14 protein-coding genes are annotated in these 18,275 nt (G+C 71.1%); 6 read left to right on the top strand and 8 right to left on the bottom strand.

The window, feature by feature from the left end:
* The first annotated feature begins 42 nt into the window (after positions 1 to 42).
* Complete coding sequence (locus tag ACSRUE_RS13340) at positions 43 to 918, top strand: Uma2 family endonuclease (RefSeq protein WP_441291311.1); 876 nt, start codon at positions 43 to 45, stop codon at positions 916 to 918.
* A 58-nt stretch (positions 919 to 976) separates the two neighbouring features.
* Here ACSRUE_RS13340 and ACSRUE_RS13335 read toward each other — a convergent pair whose 3' ends face one another.
* Together ACSRUE_RS13335 and ACSRUE_RS13330 are read right to left on the bottom strand one after the other, a co-directional pair.
* Positions 977 to 1,879: a dienelactone hydrolase family protein gene (locus tag ACSRUE_RS13335; RefSeq protein ID WP_437764524.1), complete on the bottom strand. Its 903-nt coding sequence runs from the start codon at positions 1,877 to 1,879 to the stop codon at positions 977 to 979.
* 63 nt (positions 1,880 to 1,942) lie between these two features.
* Positions 1,943 to 2,350 (bottom strand): response regulator, encoded by a 408-nt coding sequence (locus ACSRUE_RS13330; protein WP_437764523.1) that lies wholly within the window; start codon positions 2,348 to 2,350, stop codon positions 1,943 to 1,945.
* Between the two features lie 793 nt (positions 2,351 to 3,143).
* Between ACSRUE_RS13330 and ACSRUE_RS13325 the strand changes: the two genes are divergently transcribed.
* The 3 genes from ACSRUE_RS13325 (at position 3,144) to ACSRUE_RS13315 (ending at position 7,568) form a co-directional block, all read left to right on the top strand.
* Positions 3,144 to 4,058, top strand: a complete 915-nt coding sequence (locus ACSRUE_RS13325) for a dioxygenase family protein (protein ID WP_441291310.1) — start codon at positions 3,144 to 3,146, stop codon at positions 4,056 to 4,058.
* Positions 4,059 to 4,261: 203 nt separating this feature from the next.
* Complete coding sequence (locus ACSRUE_RS13320) at positions 4,262 to 5,545, top strand: diaminopimelate decarboxylase (protein ID WP_441291309.1); 1,284 nt, start codon at positions 4,262 to 4,264, stop codon at positions 5,543 to 5,545.
* A gap of 91 nt (positions 5,546 to 5,636) precedes the next feature.
* Positions 5,637 to 7,568, top strand: coding sequence for a bifunctional metallophosphatase/5'-nucleotidase (locus ACSRUE_RS13315; protein ID WP_441291308.1), 1,932 nt, complete (start codon positions 5,637 to 5,639; stop codon positions 7,566 to 7,568).
* Positions 7,569 to 7,600: 32 nt separating this feature from the next.
* Here ACSRUE_RS13315 and ACSRUE_RS13310 read toward each other — a convergent pair whose 3' ends face one another.
* From ACSRUE_RS13310 to ACSRUE_RS13295, 4 genes are all read right to left on the bottom strand, one after another.
* The gene (locus tag ACSRUE_RS13310) at positions 7,601 to 8,164 is read right to left on the bottom strand and encodes a DinB family protein (RefSeq protein WP_441291307.1); all 564 of its coding nucleotides are present in this window, start codon (positions 8,162 to 8,164) and stop codon (positions 7,601 to 7,603) included.
* A 184-nt stretch (positions 8,165 to 8,348) separates the two neighbouring features.
* Positions 8,349 to 9,461, bottom strand: coding sequence for a hypothetical protein (locus tag ACSRUE_RS13305; RefSeq protein ID WP_437764517.1), 1,113 nt, complete (start codon positions 9,459 to 9,461; stop codon positions 8,349 to 8,351).
* A 427-nt stretch (positions 9,462 to 9,888) separates the two neighbouring features.
* Positions 9,889 to 11,982: a PPC domain-containing protein gene (locus ACSRUE_RS13300; RefSeq protein WP_441291306.1), complete on the bottom strand. Its 2,094-nt coding sequence runs from the start codon at positions 11,980 to 11,982 to the stop codon at positions 9,889 to 9,891.
* 283 nt (positions 11,983 to 12,265) lie between these two features.
* The gene (locus ACSRUE_RS13295; protein WP_437764515.1) at positions 12,266 to 13,183 is read right to left on the bottom strand and encodes a prephenate dehydratase; all 918 of its coding nucleotides are present in this window, start codon (positions 13,181 to 13,183) and stop codon (positions 12,266 to 12,268) included.
* 638 nt (positions 13,184 to 13,821) lie between these two features.
* Between ACSRUE_RS13295 and ACSRUE_RS13290 the strand changes: the two genes are divergently transcribed.
* Positions 13,822 to 14,367, top strand: coding sequence for a sigma-70 family RNA polymerase sigma factor (locus ACSRUE_RS13290; RefSeq protein WP_441291305.1), 546 nt, complete (start codon positions 13,822 to 13,824; stop codon positions 14,365 to 14,367).
* A gap of 12 nt (positions 14,368 to 14,379) precedes the next feature.
* Here ACSRUE_RS13290 and ACSRUE_RS13285 read toward each other — a convergent pair whose 3' ends face one another.
* Positions 14,380 to 14,826, bottom strand: coding sequence for a helix-turn-helix domain-containing protein (locus ACSRUE_RS13285; RefSeq protein WP_441291304.1), 447 nt, complete (start codon positions 14,824 to 14,826; stop codon positions 14,380 to 14,382).
* A gap of 387 nt (positions 14,827 to 15,213) precedes the next feature.
* Between ACSRUE_RS13285 and ACSRUE_RS13280 the strand changes: the two genes are divergently transcribed.
* Positions 15,214 to 15,795 carry a hypothetical protein gene (locus ACSRUE_RS13280; protein WP_437764513.1) on the top strand — a complete coding sequence of 194 codons (582 nt, stop codon included), beginning with the start codon at positions 15,214 to 15,216 and terminating at the stop codon, positions 15,793 to 15,795.
* A 47-nt stretch (positions 15,796 to 15,842) separates the two neighbouring features.
* Here ACSRUE_RS13280 and priA read toward each other — a convergent pair whose 3' ends face one another.
* Positions 15,843 to 18,269, bottom strand: coding sequence for a replication restart helicase PriA (gene priA, locus ACSRUE_RS13275; RefSeq protein WP_437764512.1), 2,427 nt, complete (start codon positions 18,267 to 18,269; stop codon positions 15,843 to 15,845).
* Positions 18,270 to 18,275: the final 6 nt, after the last annotated feature.

Genomic DNA, 18,275 nt, shown 5'->3' with positions numbered 1-18,275 from the left:
GGGAGCCTCCCCGAACGAGGTGGGTTGAGCTAGGCTTTGCGTGTGGTTCAGGCCCTCCCTACCGGCTATCTCTTCGACCCTGCGGACCCGCGCGCGCCGACGAGCGAGCAGTGGGCGCGGATGACCCCGGCCGAGCGCGCGCGCGTCGTCGACATGCTCCCCGCCGAGGTCCCGCTGGAGCTCATGCCTCCCGAGGGAGACCCGCACCGCAAGGCGAAGCGCGACGCGCTCGACGCCCTGGACGGCTTCTTCCGCCGCAGCGCCCGCAAGATCTACCTCTCTTCCGAGCTCGCCGTCTTCTACCCTGGCGAGCCGCGGTTCGCGCCCGACCTGCTCGCCGTGATCGACGTCGAGCCCCACGAGCGCATGCGGTGGGTGGTCGACCACGAGGGCAAGGGGCTCGATCTCGTGATCGAGGTCCACGTGGCCGGCAGCCGCACGAAGGATCACCAGGTCAACGTCGACCGCTACGCCCGGCTCGGCATCCGCGAGTACTTCCTCTTCGACCGCGCCCGCCTGCGCCTGCACGCCTACAGGCTGCCTGCGGCCCAGGAGAGCGACCCGTCACGCCCGCGCGCCTACCAGCGCATCGTGCCTCAGGCTGGCCGGTTCGCCTCCGAGGTGCTCGGCCTCGATCTGCTGCTCGACGGCACGCGCCTCCGCTTCTTCGCGGGCAACGCCCTTCTCGAGGACGCCGACGAGAGGATCGCCCGCCTTGGCGGGATGCTCGATCAGGTCATCTCCCACCAGGAGGAAGCGCAGCGCGTCGCCGAGGAGCTGGCCGCGGAGCTCGACAGGGAGCGGCGCCTGCGCGAGGAGGAGCAGCGCCTGCGCGAGGGGGAGCAGCGCCTGCGCGAGGAGACAGAGAAGCAGCTGGCGCAGGCGCGCGCGGAGATCGAGCGGCTCAAGTCCCGCTGAGCGCCTGGCCGGCGAGGGGGATGGCCGCTCGAGCCCTCCTCGCCAGCCCCGCCGCTCATTACCCCTTCAGCTTCGCCGCCAGGAACCGCCGCGCCTTCTCCCACGCGTCCGCCGCGGCCTTGGTGTTGTACCGCTCTCCCGACGGGTTCGCGAAGGCGTGGTCGGCGTCGTACCGGAGCACCTCGTGCTCGATGCCCGCGTCGTGGAGCGCCTTGTCGAAGTCGTTGACGACCTCGGGCGGGATGCCCTTGTCCTGGTTGCCGAAGATGCCGAGCACGGGCGCCTTGATCGCCTTGAGCTGCGCGGGGTCGGTGACGAGCCGGCCATAGTAGATCACGGCCGCGTCGAGCTCGGGCTCGTTCAGCGCGAGCTTGAGCGACCACGCGCCGCCGAAGCACCACCCGATCGAGGCCGTGCGCGGCGCGAGGACGCGCGCGTCCGTCGTGAGGAAGCGGCGCGCCGCGCGCACGACCTCGATCCCCTTCGCCTCGTCGACCGCCTTCATCGCCGCCATCGCGTCGTCCGGCGTGGTCGCGACCTTGCCGCCGTAGAGGTCCACGGCGAGCGCCGCATACCCGTCCTCCGCGAGGCGATCGGTCCAGTGCTTGATGTGCTCGTTCAGGCCCCACCACTCGTGGATGACGATGACGCCCGCGATCGGCGGCTTGGCGTCCCGCGGCAGGCTCAGGTACGCCTTCGTGCCAGCCACATCGACCGTCTGTCCTCGCGCGGGCGGGGCCTTGTCCGCCCTGAGCTGGTGGAGGGCCTTGAAGTCCTCCTCCGAGAGCAGCCCGGTCGGGCCGACTTCACCGGGCGCGCCGGACGACGCCGGCGACGGCGCGGCGGCCGCGGGCGGCGGCTCGACGCGGGGCGCGGGAGACGAGGCAGAGCAGGCGGTCGCGACGAGCAGCGCCAGCGGCGCAGCCACGCGGAAGCGGCGTAGGTGGGACAGAAGCGTCATGGCCCGCACCCTACCAGCTCGGAGCGGTGCACCGGAAGCCTCGCCGCGAGGCGTCGCGCCCGCCTACGTCGCGACGCGCAGGCCCAGCTGGCTCGACGCGACCCCCCGCCGAACGGCGGACACCAGCGTATCCGGGGCGAACGGCTTGGCGACGAACGCATGGGCGCCGAGCCGGAACGCCCGCTCCCGCTCGCGCGGCGAGGACATCGACGAGACGATGACGAGCGCGACGTCGCGATGGTGCAGGCTCTGCCGGATGAAACGGATGAGCTCCAGGCCGTCGATGTCCGGCAGGTGGATGTCGATGATCACCGCGTCGTAAGCGCCCCCGTGCATCCGCCGGAGCGCCTCGAACCCGCTCGCCGTCTCGGCCACCTCGACCGCCGGACCGAGCTCCGGCGCCCCCTCGAGCGCCGCTCGCATGTACGTCCGCATCGCGGCGGAGTCGTCGATGAGGAGGATGCGGGTCATGCGGCGGGTCCGGCTCGAGCTCTCGAGGGGGCGCCTAGTACACCACAAACGGCAAAATCGGAAGTGTTTGTCGGCCTTCCGACGCCTTCCGACGCCTTCCGACGCCTTCCGACAGGAGAGCGCGCCCCCGGCGGCGCCCCTGGGCCCTCCACGCCCAGCTGCGCGCTGGTCAGGTGCCCCGCGGCGGCCTCCGAGGACCGGCCTGGCCCCTCCTCGAGCCCATGCCGTGATCACATCGGCGCGTTCCGGGAATTCGTCTGAGTCACACAGGAAACCTTGTGCGCACCGCGCGCACTGTATTTCTTCACCAGGGCTGCTTCGATGAGAGCCCTGGTTCTGCCACGGCAGCGCCAGACGGGGCGAGAAAGAGACGATTTGCGGTACGTCGCTCCGTTACCGCGCACCTCGGCGCGTCGCCCGGTTCTTACTTAGGAGGGCCAAGCCCGTATGTCCTTGAAGCACTGTCTCACCGTGAACAGCGGGTGGGGCAGCCTGTCCTCGGGCAGCTTCGGTACCCGTGCCCTCCGACCCATCCGCGGCGCGCTCATCCCGTCGCTCGTCATGGTGGCGTGCCGGTCCGAGGCCGGGAACAGCGATGACGCGCCCGATGACGATGACGCGGCGTCGACGAGCGCCTCCTCGGCGACCAGCGGCGCTGGCGGCGTCGACCGTCGCCCCAACGTCAGCCACGGCGCCGGCATGGGCAGCGCCGGGGCGGGACGCCGCCCCCTCTCCGGTCGAGCCAGGGTGATTGCACGGGTCAGATCAGCGACTCATCGAAGGAGACCGTTGTATGCGTAATAGCCAGGGAGCCGTGCCGCGAGATCTGCTCGACTGGGTCTTCAACCGTCGGCAGCCCCTCGTCAAGCTCGGGGCGTTCGCCATCACCAGGCCCGTACTCGTGTCCTGCAGGGAGGACGACGAGAGGGGCGGCGACCTGAGCGGGAGCGGCACCGGCGGCGGAGGGGGCACGTGGAGCGGCCCTGGTAGCTCGGGCAGCAGCACCGCCGGCCCCATCGCCACCAGCTCGAGCAGCGCCGGCGGCGGCGCGGGCGGCGCCGACGCGCTGGATCCGTCGATCTTCAAGGGCGCCGGCAGCTGCCGATTGACCGCCACGGACATCGGAGGTCCGTTCTTCATCGACGACAGCGAGATCCCGAACGACATCAGCCTGTTTCGCAGCGACATCCGGGACGACCACCCCGGCTGCGAGCTCCGGCTCTATGTCCGCCTGCTCGACGCCCGGAACAACCACGAGCCCATCCCCGACGCCGAGGTCTATATCTGGCACTGCGACGCGGATGGGCAAACCAGCAGCTTCGAGCGTCAGGGCCCCTCCACGCCGTCCACGGGCGCGGCCGAGCGCACGCCGGAGGGCCAGGATCGGTTCTGCCGCGGCGTGCAGCTCTCGGACCGCAACGGAATCGTGGGCTTCAAGTCGATCTATCCCGGGTCGGACGCGGGGCGGCCGGTCCACGTCCACATGCTCGCTCGCATCAACGGAGCCACGACCAGGCTGATCACGACGCAGCTCTATTTCGACGCAGACCTCAGCGCGGAGGTCTTCCAGAAGGAGCCAGCCTACGCGGCTCGCTCGGCGAACCTCCCGGCGTCCGGCCTCAATCCGCCTCCAGGCAGCGTGGTCATGCCGGCCACGTACACCTCGGGGCTGATCACCAGCATTCTCAACATCATCGTCGACGCCTGAGCGCACGGGTGTCCCGCCCAGAGGGCAGTGCGTCACGCCCCCGGCTCGACCCGGGCCACCCCTCGGCACGCCGGGACCGCGCCTGCCCGCTGCCTGTTGAACGTCACGAAATTTCGAGGAAACAGGGCACCTCTGCCGTTCGCCGCGCCGGCGCGGGGCGGACAATCGCCCTCCGGGGCGCCAGACTGCGGTAGGGAGGTTCCATGAGCGACACGGATCGGCTGGATCCCGGGAGCATGGCGCGCGCGTTCCGCGAGGCGCGGCGCCGCGGAATGGATGTGGAGCCGGCGGTCCTGTTCCACGACCTGGGGCGCATGCGGGCGCGCATCGGACGGATCGGCGCGGCGTTTCCGCCTGGCGCCCTCCACACCGTCGCGATCAAGGCGAACCCCCTCGTCGAGGTCCTGCGGGCGGCGGTCGACTGCGGCGCGGGGCTCGAGGCAGCCTCCCTCGAGGAGGTGAAGCTCGCGCTGGCCGCCGGCTGCCCGCCCGACCGCATCGTCTACGACTCTCCCGCGAAGTCCCGCGCCGACATCGCGGAGGCCCTCCGCCTGGGCGTGCGGCTCAACGCCGACAACCTCGACGAGCTCGGACGCATCGACGAGCTCGTCGGTCACGGGGGGACGGCCAGCCGCATCGGGCTGCGCATCAACCCGCAGGTCGGGGCCTCCAGCATCGCCCTGACCAGCGTCGCGGATCGGCGCTCCAAGTTCGGGGTCCCCCTCGAACAGGCCGACGCCGTGCGCGCCGCCTTTGCGCGGTACCCGTGGCTCGCCGGGCTGCACGTGCACGTCGGCTCGCAGGGGTGCGCGCTCTCGCAGCTCATCGACGGGATAGGCCGCGTCGAGGCGCTGCGCCAGGAGCTCCGGCGCGCGATGGGCCCGCTCGCCGCCGGAACCATGGATATCGGCGGCGGCCTGCCGGTCGCCTACCGGAGCACGGACCGCCCCCCGGCGCTCGAGGACTACGCGGCCGCGCTGCGGCGCGAGGTGCCGACGCTCTTCGAGGCGGGGACCGCGCTGATCACCGAGTTCGGGCGCTGGATCCAGGCGGGCTGCGGCTTCGCGGTCTCGCGGGTGGAGTACGTGAAGAAGGACTCGGCCGGGCGCACCGCGATCCTTCACCTCGGCGCCGACTTCCTGCTGCGCCGCGCGTATCACCCGGACGACTGGCACCATGACTTCATGGCGCTCGATCCCGAGGCCGAACCCAAGTCGGGGCCGCTCTCGCCGTGCACCCTCGGCGGTCCGCTCTGTTTCGGCGGCGACGTGCTGGCCCGCGATCTCGCGTTTCCGGAGCTGTCGCCTGGCGATCTCGTGCTCATCCGCGACACGGGGGCTTACACGCTGAGCATGTGGTCCCGCCACTGCAGCCGCGGCATTCCTGCTGTGCTCGGCGTCGACGCCGACGACCTCCGCGTCCTGCGCGAGCGCGAGCTGCCAGAGGACGTCGTCGCGTTCTGGAGCCGCGGCCGCGGCCGGCCATGAGCCCGCCGCGCGGCGTTCACATGGACGTTTCCAGGGGAATCCAGCATGTGACACCATGGAGCGGCGAGCGCTGCGGCGTGGAGGAGCAGAGATGAGATCGAGCGGAGCTTCGTGGGTCCTCGGGCGATACGCACAGGCGTGGCGGGTCACGCTCCTCGGAGCCGCGCTGTGCGTGCCACCGGTCGCCGGCGCGGGCTGCGGCGATGACGAGGGGACGACCACCGCCTCGGTGTCCAGCGGCAGCGGCGGCGCGGCGGGTACCAGCTCGGGCGGCGGCGCTGCCGGCTCGGGCGGCTCCGGAGGCGACACAGCCGGCTCCGGTGGCTCCGGAGGCAGCGGCGCTGGCGGTTCCGATGGCACCGGCGGCTCGGATGGCACCGGCGGCGCTGGCGGCTCCGGCGGCGACACCGTGAGCGTGCAGATCATCGCCTTCAACGACTTCCACGGCAACCTGGAGCCCCCCACAGGCAGCAGCGGCAGGATCACCGTGCCTGCCACACCCACCAACACCACCGTGGACGCCGGCGGCGTCACTTACCTGGCGTCCCGCGTCGCCGCGCTCCGCGCCACGAATCCGAACACCGTGGTGGTCTCGGCCGGCGATCTCATCGGCGCGAGCCCGCTCGTGTCGGCGCTGTTCCACGATGAGCCCACGATCGAGGCCATGAACCTCCTCGGCCTCGACATCAACGGCGTCGGCAACCACGAGTTCGACAAGGGCACAGCGGAGCTCCTCCGGATGCAGTACGGCGGGTGCAGCCCGGCCGACGGCTGCACGGACGGCACCTTCTTCCCGGGCGCGAGCTTCAAGTTCCTCGCCGCCAACGTCGTCGTGGACACGACGACCGGCAGGACGCTCTTCCCGCGCTACGACATCCGCGAGTTCGACGGCGTGAAGGTCGCCTTCATCGGCATGACACTCGAGGACACGCCGTCCATCGTGACGCCGATCGGCGTCGCGGGGCTGTCGTTCATGGATGAGGTCGACACGGTGAACGACATCGTCCCGGAGCTCCAGGCGCAGGGCATCGAGGCGATCGTGGTGTTGCTCCACGAGGGAGGGCTCCCCGCCGGCCTCTTCAACGAGTGCCCGGGCCTCTCTGGCCCCATCGTCGACATCGCCATGAACATCGACCCTGCCGTGGACGTGATCGTCTCAGGGCACACCCATCAGGCGTACAACTGCATCGTCGACGACAAGATCGTGACGAGCGCGGCGTCGTTCGGCCGTCTGGTGACGGACATCGATCTGGAGATCAGCAAGAGCACGGGCGACGTGACGGCGAAGACGGCAAACAACGTCATCGTGACGCGCGAAGCGCCCGACGCGGGCGTGAGCACCCTGGTGACGCGCTACAAGGACCTCGCGGCGCCGCTGGCCAACGTGCAGGTCGGCACCATCACCGCGAATCTCGACCGCGCCGTCCCGGCCATGGGCGCCGGGCTGTTCACGATGGGCGCGGTGATCGCCGACGCCCAGCTCGCCGCCACGCGCGACGCGAGGACCGGCGGGGCCGAGATCGCGTTCATGAACCCGGGCGGCGTCCGCGCGGACCTCATCTACGCAGCCTCGTCCACCGAGGTCAGCGACGGGGTGGTCACGTTCGGTGAGGTGTTCGCGGTGCAGCCCTTCGGCAACAGCCTTGTCGTGATGACCCTCACGGGGACGCAGATCGACACGCTGCTGGAGCAGCAGTTCCGGCTGGACGCGGGGGGCGCGCTGCAGAGCCTGATCCTGCAGGTCTCGGGCGGCTTCACGTACACCTACAGCCAGAGCGCGCCCATCGGCGCGAAGGTCGACAACGCCTCGATCCGGATCAACGGCGTCCCGATCGAGGCGGCGCGGACCTACCGGGTGACGGTGAACAGCTTCCTGGCGACGGGCGGCGACGGCTTCACCGTGCTGAACGACGGCACCGATCGGCTCGGCGGCGCGCTGGACCTGGACGCGCTGCGGGACTACTTCGCGGCGAGCTCTCCTATCTCCCCGCCCGCGCTCGACCGGATCACGATCACGCCCTGATCGGGCCTCCTGGAGCTGCGCGAGCTCGCACCCTAGCTGCGCGGCCTTCGTGCGTAGAGGAAGCGTGCATAGCCGATCTCGGCGGCGTTCTTCGTGAGCTCGACGTTGGCCCACGCGACGACATCACCGAACGGGCGGTCCTGGAAAGGCCATCGCGTCCGTCGTGTCGAGCGCAGGTCGTCGTCGGTCGCCTGCTCGATCACCGCTCGCCACTGGCCCTGAAGCCCTCCGAGCCACGCGCGCACGTCGTCGGCGTTGCCAGGCCACGTCACGTTCTCGCGAGCGAGAGCGCCGTCGCCGAAGGCGTGGTCGAGCACCATGGACCACCAGAAGCCGAGATGCCACGTCAGCCACGCGATGCTCGGCGGGCCGAGATCGTATCCCTCGTGCTCCGGCCAGTCGGCGCGCCACTCGCCATCGGGGGTTTGACGAACGTGCAATCCCTGGTCAGCGGGGCGCCACAAGCACTCTTCGGTGGAGAGCCCGTCGAGGTGAAAGCTGGTGAGCTGCCAGGCTATCTCGAACTGCCGTAGCAAGCAGCCGCCGATTTCGCTGGCCATCGACGAGGGAGCGGCGTCAGGGCCATCACGTCTCATGGCCCCGACCCTAGCACTCCTGCGGGACGTCGGACAGGAAAGCGAACCGCCATGACGCCAAGGACGCCAAGGAACCAGGGAAATGAGAGGAAAAAACGCCGCGACGGCACTTTCTCTCTCTCCTCGGCGGCCCCGGCGCCATGGCGGTTTTTCTGCCGATCCGGGGCGACTTCGCGCAGCAGCGCTAGCCGGGATTCACCGCGATCTGCATCTGGGCGATCACGATGTCCCCGTCCATCACGGCCTTGGCACGAAGGCCGCTGTTGCCCGCTTCGTCGGCCTTGATGGCGCCCTGGTAGTAATTCGCCAGGTTGCCGGTGGTGCGCGCCTTGTACGGCTCGTACTTGGTATGAACGGAGTCGGTGAAGGCGGGATCGAAGTAGAACTGCGTCGTGAAGATGTGGTCTCCACCCTGGTACGTGGTGCGACCCTTCGACATCGACCCCTTCTTGAAGCAGACGAAGTGGATGTGAACGTCGCGGCCGTTGTACCAGCCGGGGAAGATGCTCCGGAACGAGACGACGCCGTTCGCGTCCGTGGTCTGCACGCCGCGACAGAAACGGTCCGTGTTGGTGAGATCGTTCTGACCCGGCCTGCCCGCGTAGGGCGCGTCGGGCTTCTGCTCGTTGGCGGTACCCCTGGTCCCGAAGCCGCTGTAGAACCCCTGCCCGTCCGTGTGCCAGATGTAGACGTCCACGTCGGGCAGGCCGACGCCCTTGCCATCGCAGTCGGGCGCGCTCAGGTCGACCACGCGCAGGTGGAGGTGCATCTCCACACCTTCTGGCGCGCTCTCATTGTAGCGACCACGAATGTCCTGTCGGACCAGGGAGATGTCGTCGTTCTTCTCGAGCTCGTGAATGAAGAAGGGGCCCTGGCCGGCGCCGTCCGTCTTGTTGATCGCCCTGCACATCGGCACGTTGTCGAACGGCGGCGCCTGGAGGCCGTCGCCGCCGCCGCTGCCGCCGCTACCTCCCGCGCCTCCCGCGCCCGGCTCGGAGCCCCCCTCGCCTGAGCCGCCCGTGCCTGCCGTGGTGGAGGTGGCCGGTCCCGCGCCGCCCGAGCCCGCCGTGGTGGAGGCAGGGTCGGCCCCCCCACCTCCCGTACCCGAGCCCGAGCTCGTGGTCCCGTTGCCCCCGGAGCTCGCAGAGCCTCCGCCGGCGCCGCTGGGGTCATCCGACTCGCCGCCATCTCCGCACGACACGGTGACGGCAATCACTCCCAGCCCCAGGAGCGCCTGCCGCCGGTCAACGACCTTGAACAACGGGCCCTGGGTCTCGGTATCTCGTTCCTTGCTCATAAAGCAGCTCTCCTCAGGTGGTCGATGACCTGTCCGTCCGGCGGACAAGGCGCCGAAAAGGCGGCAACATCTTCCCAAGAACGGCGACAGTAAAGCATGGCGGCGCGGGGCGTGGAAGATGGGACCCGAGCTGATCCTACATTCCCGCCCTCATGTAGTTATCCTCCGCTGTTTCACGCGCATCGGCGCGTCAGGTATCGAGGGTGACGAGGGGCCTTCACGCCACCCTGGATCCACGTGCGAAGAACCTCGAACAACGCCGGGAATCCCATGGCTCAGGCCGGCATCGGTTGCTTGTCGCGCGTCGCCTGGTGGAAGGCCCCGCAGCCAGCGGCCGTGGAGCAAGACGAGGCATCCTTCGATGCGTGAGTGCGTTATGGATACAGCGCACTTTTCCAGGAGGGATCCGAGTCGCGCAAGGGACCTTTCATCGCACGATCGCGGGCCGGGGTGACCACACCATCCGCTGCTCGGACGCGAGCGCGGGCGAACGATGGATGGCGCGCGGCGCCGCGAGCGACGCCTCCGGCGTGCCGCCGCCGGCCGCGGCCTTCTTGGGCCACCAGTCCATGCTGAGGTGGATGTGGTGGTGGTGATATGGCCACCCCTCGCCGTACGCCATCCGGTCCGAGAAGCTCGCGAGCTCGCCGTCGGTGATCTTCCGCCGATCCCGGGCCGGAAGGGCGTTCAGCTTGGCCGCGGTCCTCGACAGGAACGGCGCGATGACCTTGTCCACGCCGATGACGCGCGTGCGGGGCGAGCGGAACAGCCTGGCCATGAAGAACGCCTCCCGCTCGAGGTCGACGATGTGCTTCCGCTTCGCCGCCGAAGAGCAGTACCCGTCCTCGTGCTTCGACCCGTCTCCGCAGATGATCTCCCCATCGTTCGATCCGTCCGTCTGGAAATAGGCGATGTCGATGTTGCCACCCTGGTCGTGCGTCGACTCGGGGTGACGCGGGCTGTCGACGTCGTAGCCGGGCGTGACGCCGTTGATCTGGCAGACGTCGATCAGCGAGAGCGGCGTCGTGCCCGGGAACGCACGCAGCGTCTCCGCGAGGGCGTCCCTGACGAGCATGATGAGCTCGCGCCGAGCAAAGCGGTAATTGCTGAACGTCTCCCAGACGTAACCGCCGCCGACCACCGAGTCGTCGGGGTCGGGGAACGGGAACGGCAAGAGCCCGCCGCCGCGCTCGCCGAAGCCGGCGCACTCGTCGAACGAGAAGCCGGCGCCCACGCAGCTCGGGCCGTCGACATACGGAGTCGACGTGACGTCCAGGCCATAGACGTTCTGCGCGCCGTCGTGGCCGACGACCCGGACGAAGTACTCGGCACCACCCCGCTCGGAGTAGAACCCGTAGAACTCGGTGTCCGTCTCCTGATCGCGGTACGAGTACGGGTACTGCGCGCCGTCGCGCGCGCCGAGCAGGCGGCCCACGCCGTCATAGACCACCAGATCGATGTCCCCGGCGGCCTGACGGAACCGGATGCCCACGCGGACGATGGTCCGCGCCGGCACCACGATCTTGAACCAGTCCTCGTCCCCCTCGCAGAGGGTGAGGTCCCTCGTGACGCCCGTGGGCGCGGTCACGGCTTCTGCCAGGTCGTCGTTGGGCTCGAGGACGTCGCCCTCGGCGCCGCAGGCGGAGGGGCCCTTGCGGCACTCGCCGCCATCGCAGGAGCTGCCCTCCGGACACCAGCCGGACGGAACGTCGGGTGAGCACGCGACATCGTCCGATACGCAGAGCTCCCCGAGGCAGGTCGTGCCCTCCGGGCACGTCGACGCGCCGTCGCAGCCGGCGAAGCAGGCCGACCTGCCCTCGCCGTCGACGGTGTGACACACGTAGCCAGGCCGGCAGTCGAGATCGCTGCCGCAGGTGCTCATGCACACCGGCGAGCCGCCCTCCGCCGCGGGGAAGCAGCCGGCGCCTGGGCCGCACTCGTCATCGCTCTCGCAGTCGAAGGCGAGGCAGTACCCCTCCACCCAGCCGTTCGGCGCCGAGGGATCCTCGTCACGATAGCAGGTCGCGCCGCGCAGCGAGCACGCCTCGTCGGCGTCGCAGGCCGCGCCGATCTCCCCGGCGCCGACCGTATCCTCCGCGCACGCCGCGCCGCAGGCCGTGTTGCACCCGTCGCCGCGCCGGGGAGAGCACAGGCCATGACGGCTCTGCACGCCATCGCAGGTCCCTGGATCATAGAGGGGATAACACACACCCGCGTCGTTCAGGATGTCCGTGTTGAAGCAGCGAGAGCCGGGCGCGCAGCCCTGCTCGCTGTTCGGCGCCGTACACAGCCCCTCCGCACGCTGCATGCAGATGCCGAGCATGCAGACGGCCGCCTCGCCGTCGCAGTCCGCATCGCAGCTGCAGCTCGCGCCGGCGGGGAGGCGCTTCTGGCTCGCCCCGCCGCTCTGCATCTCGCTGTCGACCGTCAACTCCGATTCCCATGGGTCCACATCACACGCTTCCAGAGAACCCATGAGCGCCGGCACCATCACGAAGAGCCATCGCCAATGTAGATCCATGCCACCCTACCTAGTGAGGAGTGCGAGACAGCACCTGTCGAGCGTTCTAGTCACAGGCGAGGGGCAACTGGTTATTGAAAAGAGCGCATGAGTCACGCGGGATACCCCGCGCGAAGATATTCCCAGCTTCGCAGCGGCGTTGTTCTCCCCGCACGTGGGGGCGCCCACGCGACGAGCGGCTGGCGCGGGTCCGCCGCGGCGGACCCGCGGTCATCCGACGCACCGGCCGCGCCGCGCGGCGCCCGCGCGGATCGGCGATCGTCCTCGGGTCGGCCCGGGGCGCCTACTCGTACTTCTGGCTGACGCGGAACGAGCCGAGCGAGCGCACGCCGGTCGCGTGCTGCTCGAGCAACGCGAGGGCTTCCTTGAACGCAGGCTCCTCCGTGCTGCCCTCGCACTCGACGAGGAAGAGGTACTCTTCAGGGCTGTCCGGCAGCGCGCGAGAGACGATGCGCGTGAGGTTGATGTGGTGTCTCCCGAGCGCGGAGAGCGCCGCCACCAGGGCGCCCGGGCGGTGGTCCAGCCCGAACAGGAGCAGCGTCCGCCCCCCCGAGGCCGGCGGCTCCGCGGCCTTCCCGACGATGAAGAAGCGCGTGATGTTCTCGCCCTTCGCGCCGAGCTTCGGCACGAGGATCTCCAGCTTGTAGATGGCCGCCGCGCCCTTGTTGCCGATCGCGCAGGCCTCGCCGTCCTGCGCGGCGCGCTCGACCGCCTCGGCGGTGCTCTCGGCCTCGAGGATCTGCGCGTCAGGGTAGGTCTCGCGCAGCCAGTCGCCGCAGTGCTTGAGCGGGACGAAGTGCGAATAGATGCGCTTCGGCGCCACGCCCGCCCTGCCGAGGAGCGACAGCGTGACGTGCAGCGAGAGCTCCTCGCACACGACGAGCGCGGCGCCCGTGCCCTCGCGGCGGATCAGCTGATCGACGGTGTCGTAGATCGGTCCGCCCACCGCGTTCTCGATCGGCACGACCCCGTAGGCCGCCGCGCCGCCGGCCACGGCGTCGAACACCTCCGAGATGGTGCGCCGGGGCGTGAGGTCCGCGCTCGCGCCGAAGCGCCGGGACGCGACCTCGTGGCTGAACGTCCCGGGCCGCCCGAAGTAGGCGACCCGCTGGCGCGCCGCCGGCACCTCTGCCGCGTCGCTGGCCGCGGGCGCCGCGTCGTCGCCGCGCGCCGTCCCTGGCTTCCCCGCGTCAGCCGACATGAGCGATGGGCGCCTCGCCAGCGCCCGCGCGGACGGTCGCGACACGCCCCCCGCAGGGCGCGCCGCTCCGCCGTGGGGCCGGCATCCTTCGATGGAAGCTGTGCATCGAGCGCCGCCTGTCTACCGGCGCGATGCGGCGGCGTCCAGCGAGGAAAGCGGCGGCGTCTCGCCTGTCTCGCCTGCCTACCTACCCTACCCGCACGAGGAGGCGCCCTCCGCCGCGGTGCACCAGGCCGCCGCCGAGCCCGCCCGCGCGTCGATCGCGCCGCAGCAGCCGGGCGGGAGCACCATCGTGACCGACGATGCCGGAAGGCCCCTTGGCGCGGTTCGGGTGAGGAACGATCGTTACATCCCGAGAACCATCGTCCAGCGGCGCTTTCCCGAGCGATTCGGCCTGCATGCGCGCAGTCGCGCAGGCGGAGGGGGACGCAGGAGATGACCACACGCACACACCTTCGACCACTTTTTCGATCAAATTTCGCCTGTGATCGCCCCGACCAGTTTTTGCAAGTTCCGTTTCTTGTGATAACGATCGTTACGCGATGTCGGGAACGGGGCGAGGAGGCCACGGTTCAGGGCCACCGAACGACAGAGAAGGGGCCTACTGGCGGATCTTCAACAAGAAAACGATCGTGCTCGTGCGGCGATGGCTTCGCCTCCTGGGGGTCCCGCGCCGGGATCGCTGGGACATCGCCCAGAACGTGATGCTCGCGGCGCATGAGAGCTTCGGGAACTACGATCCGGAGCTCGGGCCGTCCGACCGCTGGCTGAACAAGATCGCCGTCCACGCGGCGTCCCACTACGGGCTGCGCGAGCGGCGCCGGAGGGAGGAGCCGTTGCCCGACGACTTCGACGCAGAGCTCGACGAGCCCTCGGCCGAGGAGCAGATCATCTCGCAGTGCGATCGCCTGTTCGCGCGCGCGGTCCTGCGCGAGCTCGACGCCGAGCTCGGCGCGATCCTCATGGCCCACGACATCGACGGCGTCCCCATGGCGGACTTCGCGAGCCGGGCCGGGATCCCCCTCTCGACGGCGTACAAGCGGCGGAGCCGAGCGCTCGCCGCGTTTCAGCAGATGGCCACGCGGCGCCTCGCGTCGATGCCCGGCGCAGAGGCGCGGGGCGGCGGCCGGCCGGAGTCCTGCGCTGGGCCACCTCGCGTCGCGGGCTGGCCCGCCCGGACGTGACGGCTCAGGGGCTCATCGCCCGCGCCGGCTCGATGACGAGGGGGCGGAGCCGCGCGACCCGCGCTCCTCCGGCCGAGGCCGCGAGCGGAGCCGCGCGCACTCCGGATCCTCGTTGATGAGCGCGAGGATGGCCTGCTTCTTGGGCGAGTCGTCGGGCTCGATCAACAGGAAGAGGAGCGCCTCCTGGAGCGCCTCGGGCGCGCGATCGAAGCGATCGGCGACGACCGCGGAGACCGGGCTCCTCCCGTCGCCGGGCAGGAGGAGCCGAGCATCGCAGTTGAGCCCCTGTGCGATGAGCGCCAGCGCGCCGAGCCCGAGATCGCGCTCTCCGCGCTCGACCTGCCGCAGGTAGGTCGCCGAGAGGCGCGCTTTCTCGGCGAACTCGGCGTAAGTGAGCCCGTGCAGCTGCCGGAGCACGCGAATGGCTCGACCGACCTCCTTGGGAAGCGCATCGCTCATGGCCGGCGCAGCCTATCAACTCCCGCCGCGGCCGGAAACGGACGATCGCACGCTTCTCCCTGCATTCGCGCGGGGGCGCACGTCGATGTTCGTTACTTACTATAACTGATTCAGCTCCTCCAAGAGCGCCCGGGAGTGCGAGTTCTCGCGCTTCTCGATCGCTATGCCGGTGAGGAGGGGCGCCCTGGCGCCGCTCGGATCGACGCGGGGTCAACGTCGGTTGCGTCGGTTGCGCCGGTTGCGCCGGTTGCGTCGGTTGCGCCGGTTGCGTCGGTTGCGTCGGTTGCAGCCGCTGGGCGCTTCTGTCATTCCTGGCGCGTTCGCTGGCAGGATGTGCGCTGTGGCGAGCGCGTGTCTCGACCCCTCCGGGGGACGGCAAGGGGTTCGATGATCCGTCTGGAGCTTTCAGGAGAGCACACCCGGCTGCACTCGACGCTGTGCGCCCAGTGCCCGCAGGGCCCCGCGGGGTGCTGCGTCAGCCCGCCCGAGCTCGACTGGACGGACATCGGGCGCATCGTCTCCCTCGACGGCCGTGGCTGGCTGCTCGAGCAGATCGCCGCAGGCAACCTGCTCCCCGTGAGCCGCGGACTCGAGCTCCGGCGCGTGCGGAAGCGGGAGGAGCGCACGGCCCCGCGGCAATCGAAGTGCGTCTATCACGGCGCGCGCGGCTGCTCCGTGCCCGCCGAGCGGCGGGCCGCGACATGCAATTACTTCCTCTGCGAGGACGCCTTCGCCGAGCGCGCGGACGGCCAGGCGGATCCTGCGTCCGCCGAGGGCCGCCGGGCGCACGCGCTCCTCCGGGACGTCTACGGCCGCTGGGACCGCGAGCTCGCCGCAGCGGTCGCGTGCCGCCCGGAAGGGCCGACGTGGGACGCGGCGTTCCTCGACTGGCTGGGCGCGGAGTTCGAGCGGCTCTCGCGCGCGTCGCGCGACGAGCTCGGCGAGCTCGCCGCGCGCGGATCTGGCTAGAGAGCGCCGCCGGCGCAGCGAGCGCGCCCGTCTCCGAGGATCGCCCGTCACAGCATGGCGACCGGATCCACGTCGATGATCACCCGGGCGTTCCGGTCAAGGCCATCCCTCATCAGCCCGGCCACCGCCGCGAGCGCCCCCCGGAGCGGACCGCGATCGCGCGCCCGGAGGAGCACCCGGAACCGGTAGCGCCCGCGCAGCCGCGCGATCGGCGCCGCCGACGGGCCGAGCACCTCGACGCGCCGGGCGACCCCCTCGGGGCAGGTGCGGGCGTGGGCCGCGAGCTTCGCCGCGGCGCCGCGCCCCACGCTCTCGTCGACCGCGTCGATCCGGAGCAGCGCGAGGCGCGTGGCGGGCGGATAACCCACCTCCTCGCGGTCGCGGATCTCCCGCTCGAGAAAGCCGGGCACGTCGTGCGCCGCGGCGAACGCGATGGCCGGGTGCTCGGGGTTGCGCGTCTGGATGAGCACACGGCCGGGGCGGTCGCGCCGCCCCGCGCGCCCGGCCACCTGCACGAGCAGCTGGAAGCCGCGCTCGGCCGCGCGGAAGTCGGGCAGCCCGAGCGCGGCGTCGGCGTTCACCACGCCGACGAGCGTCACGTTGGGCAGGTCATGGCCCTTCGTGACCATCTGCGTGCCGACCAGGATGTCGATCTTGCCCTCGCGCATCCTCGCGAGGATCGCCTGCGAGCGATCCTTGCCGGCGACGTCGCGATCGAGGCGCGCCACGCGCGCCTCCGGGAACGAGCCGGCGATCGTGGCCTCGAGCCGCTCGGTGCCGAGCCCCTCGAGCAGCAGGTTCCGCGCGCCGCACGCGCCGCAGCGGTCCGGCAGCGGCCCCGCATAGTCGCAGTAGTGGCAGCGCAGCCGCCCCCCCTCCGGCCGCTCGTCGAGCGGCGCCGCGGGCGCGGGCGCGCCGCCCGGCGAAGGCGGGCGCGCGTCGCGGCGCCGCCCGCGGTGGTACGTCAGCGCGACCGAGCAGGCGTCGCACGTGGTCAGCGTCCCGCACGAGCCGCAGACGACGCTCGGGGCGAAGCCGCGGCGGTTCAGGAAGAGGATCGCCTGCTCCTTCGCCGCGAGCGTCTTCTCGAGCGCGCGGTGCAGCGGCAACGAGATCAGCGGATCGCCCGAGGGGCCGGCGCCGAAGCGGCGGAGATCGACGAGCGAGACCTCGGGGAGGCTGGCCTCGCGGTGCGCGCGGTCCGGCAGGCGCAGCTCGGCGAGCTTGCCGCGGCGCACCAGCGCGACGGACTCGATGGAAGGGGTCGCGGAGCCGAGCACGCACACCGCCCCGGCGCGGTGGGCGCGGAGCAGCGCCATGTCGCGCGCGTGGTAACGCACGCCCTCCTCCTGCTTGAACGAGCCGTCGTGCTCCTCGTCGACGAGGATGAGGCCGAGGTCCGGCACCGGCGCGAACAGCGCGGAGCGCGCCCCGATGGCGACGCGCACCTTGCCGACGTGGAGGCTCGCCCACATCGCGTGGCGATCGGCGTCGCTCAGCCCGCTGTGCAGCACGGCGAGCTCGTCGCCGAAGCGGGCGCGGAAGCGCGCGACGAGCTGCGGGGTGAGGGCGATCTCCGGCACCATGACGAGCGCGCCGCGGCCCCGGTCGAGGCAGCTCTTGATGGCGCGCAGGTACACCTCGGTCTTGCCGGAGCCGGTCACGCCGAAGAGGAGGAACGCGCTCGGCCGCGGCTCCTGCGCGATGCGCGGGGGCTCCTGGTGGGTGCTCGCGGGGTGCTCCCCTCCCCCGGGCGGCGCGGGCAGCGCCGCGAGCGCCGCGTCGATGCGCGCCGCGGCCTCGGCCTGCGCCGCGTTGAGCTCGGGGGGCACGTCGCGCTCCTCGGCGCTGCGGAAGAACGGGTCGCGCGGCGGCTCGCGCTCGTCCAGGGCGACGAGGTTGCGCTCGGCGAGCTTCTTCAGGGCGCTGCGCGCGTTGCCGAAGCGCTCCTCGATCCGCGCGACCGGCTGCTCGCCGTTCGCCCGGAGCAGCGCGAGCACCGCCGCGGCCTGCCCGCGGAGCGTGCCGGGCGCCTCGACGACGTCGGTCGCGCTCGCGTACGCGACCTTGCGGCCGCCGACCTGCTTGGCGCGGCCGAGGTCGAGGACGCCGTCGAGCTCCCCCTGGGCCTTGAGCGCGCGCACCTGCTCGCGCTCGATCGCCGGCAGCGCGAGGCGGATCACCTCGCCGATCGGCGCGAAGTAGTAGGCGGCGAGCTCCTGCAGGAAGGCGAGCAGCTCCGCTGGCAGCGCCGGGCGCGCGTCGACGAGCGCCGTGAGCGGCTTGATCTTGGACGGATCGATGGCCGCGCTGCGCTCGCTGACGGCGAGCACCACGCCGAGCAGCTTGCGCCGATGGAACTCGCAGAGGACGCGCGCCCCCGGTCGGACCTCGCCGGCGAGCGCGGCGGGGACCTCGTAGGTGAAGGCCTGCGAGAGCGGGACGGGCACCGCGACGTCGGCGAGGAGGGGCATCGCTCC

Origin of the sequence: Sorangium sp. KYC3313 (assembly GCF_052075895.1) — a bacterium.
GTDB lineage: Bacteria > Myxococcota_A > Polyangia > Polyangiales > Polyangiaceae > Sorangium > Sorangium cellulosum_B.
The sequence above is the reverse complement of the archived record's forward strand: the minus strand, read 5'-3'. Positions and strand labels throughout refer to the sequence as shown.

Bases quoted from the DNA above. Each gene is read 5' to 3' on its own strand.
- ACSRUE_RS13285 (WP_441291304.1), bottom strand. From the start codon at position 14,826: ATGAGCGATGCGCTTCCCAAGGAGGTCGGTCGAGCCATTCGCGTGCTC.
- ACSRUE_RS13320 (WP_441291309.1), top strand. From the start codon at position 4,262: ATGAGCGACACGGATCGGCTGGATCCCGGGAGCATGGCGCGCGCGTTC.
- ACSRUE_RS13305 (WP_437764517.1), bottom strand. From the start codon at position 9,461: ATGAGCAAGGAACGAGATACCGAGACCCAGGGCCCGTTGTTCAAGGTC.
- ACSRUE_RS13300 (WP_441291306.1), bottom strand. From the start codon at position 11,982: ATGGATCTACATTGGCGATGGCTCTTCGTGATGGTGCCGGCGCTCATG.
- ACSRUE_RS13335 (WP_437764524.1), bottom strand. From the start codon at position 1,879: ATGACGCTTCTGTCCCACCTACGCCGCTTCCGCGTGGCTGCGCCGCTG.
- ACSRUE_RS13280 (WP_437764513.1), top strand. From the start codon at position 15,214: ATGATCCGTCTGGAGCTTTCAGGAGAGCACACCCGGCTGCACTCGACG.
- priA (WP_437764512.1), bottom strand. From the start codon at position 18,269: ATGCCCCTCCTCGCCGACGTCGCGGTGCCCGTCCCGCTCTCGCAGGCC.
- ACSRUE_RS13295 (WP_437764515.1), bottom strand. From the start codon at position 13,183: ATGTCGGCTGACGCGGGGAAGCCAGGGACGGCGCGCGGCGACGACGCG.
- ACSRUE_RS13310 (WP_441291307.1), bottom strand. From the start codon at position 8,164: ATGAGACGTGATGGCCCTGACGCCGCTCCCTCGTCGATGGCCAGCGAA.
- ACSRUE_RS13315 (WP_441291308.1), top strand. From the start codon at position 5,637: ATGAGATCGAGCGGAGCTTCGTGGGTCCTCGGGCGATACGCACAGGCG.
- ACSRUE_RS13330 (WP_437764523.1), bottom strand. From the start codon at position 2,350: ATGACCCGCATCCTCCTCATCGACGACTCCGCCGCGATGCGGACGTAC.
- ACSRUE_RS13325 (WP_441291310.1), top strand. From the start codon at position 3,144: ATGCGTAATAGCCAGGGAGCCGTGCCGCGAGATCTGCTCGACTGGGTC.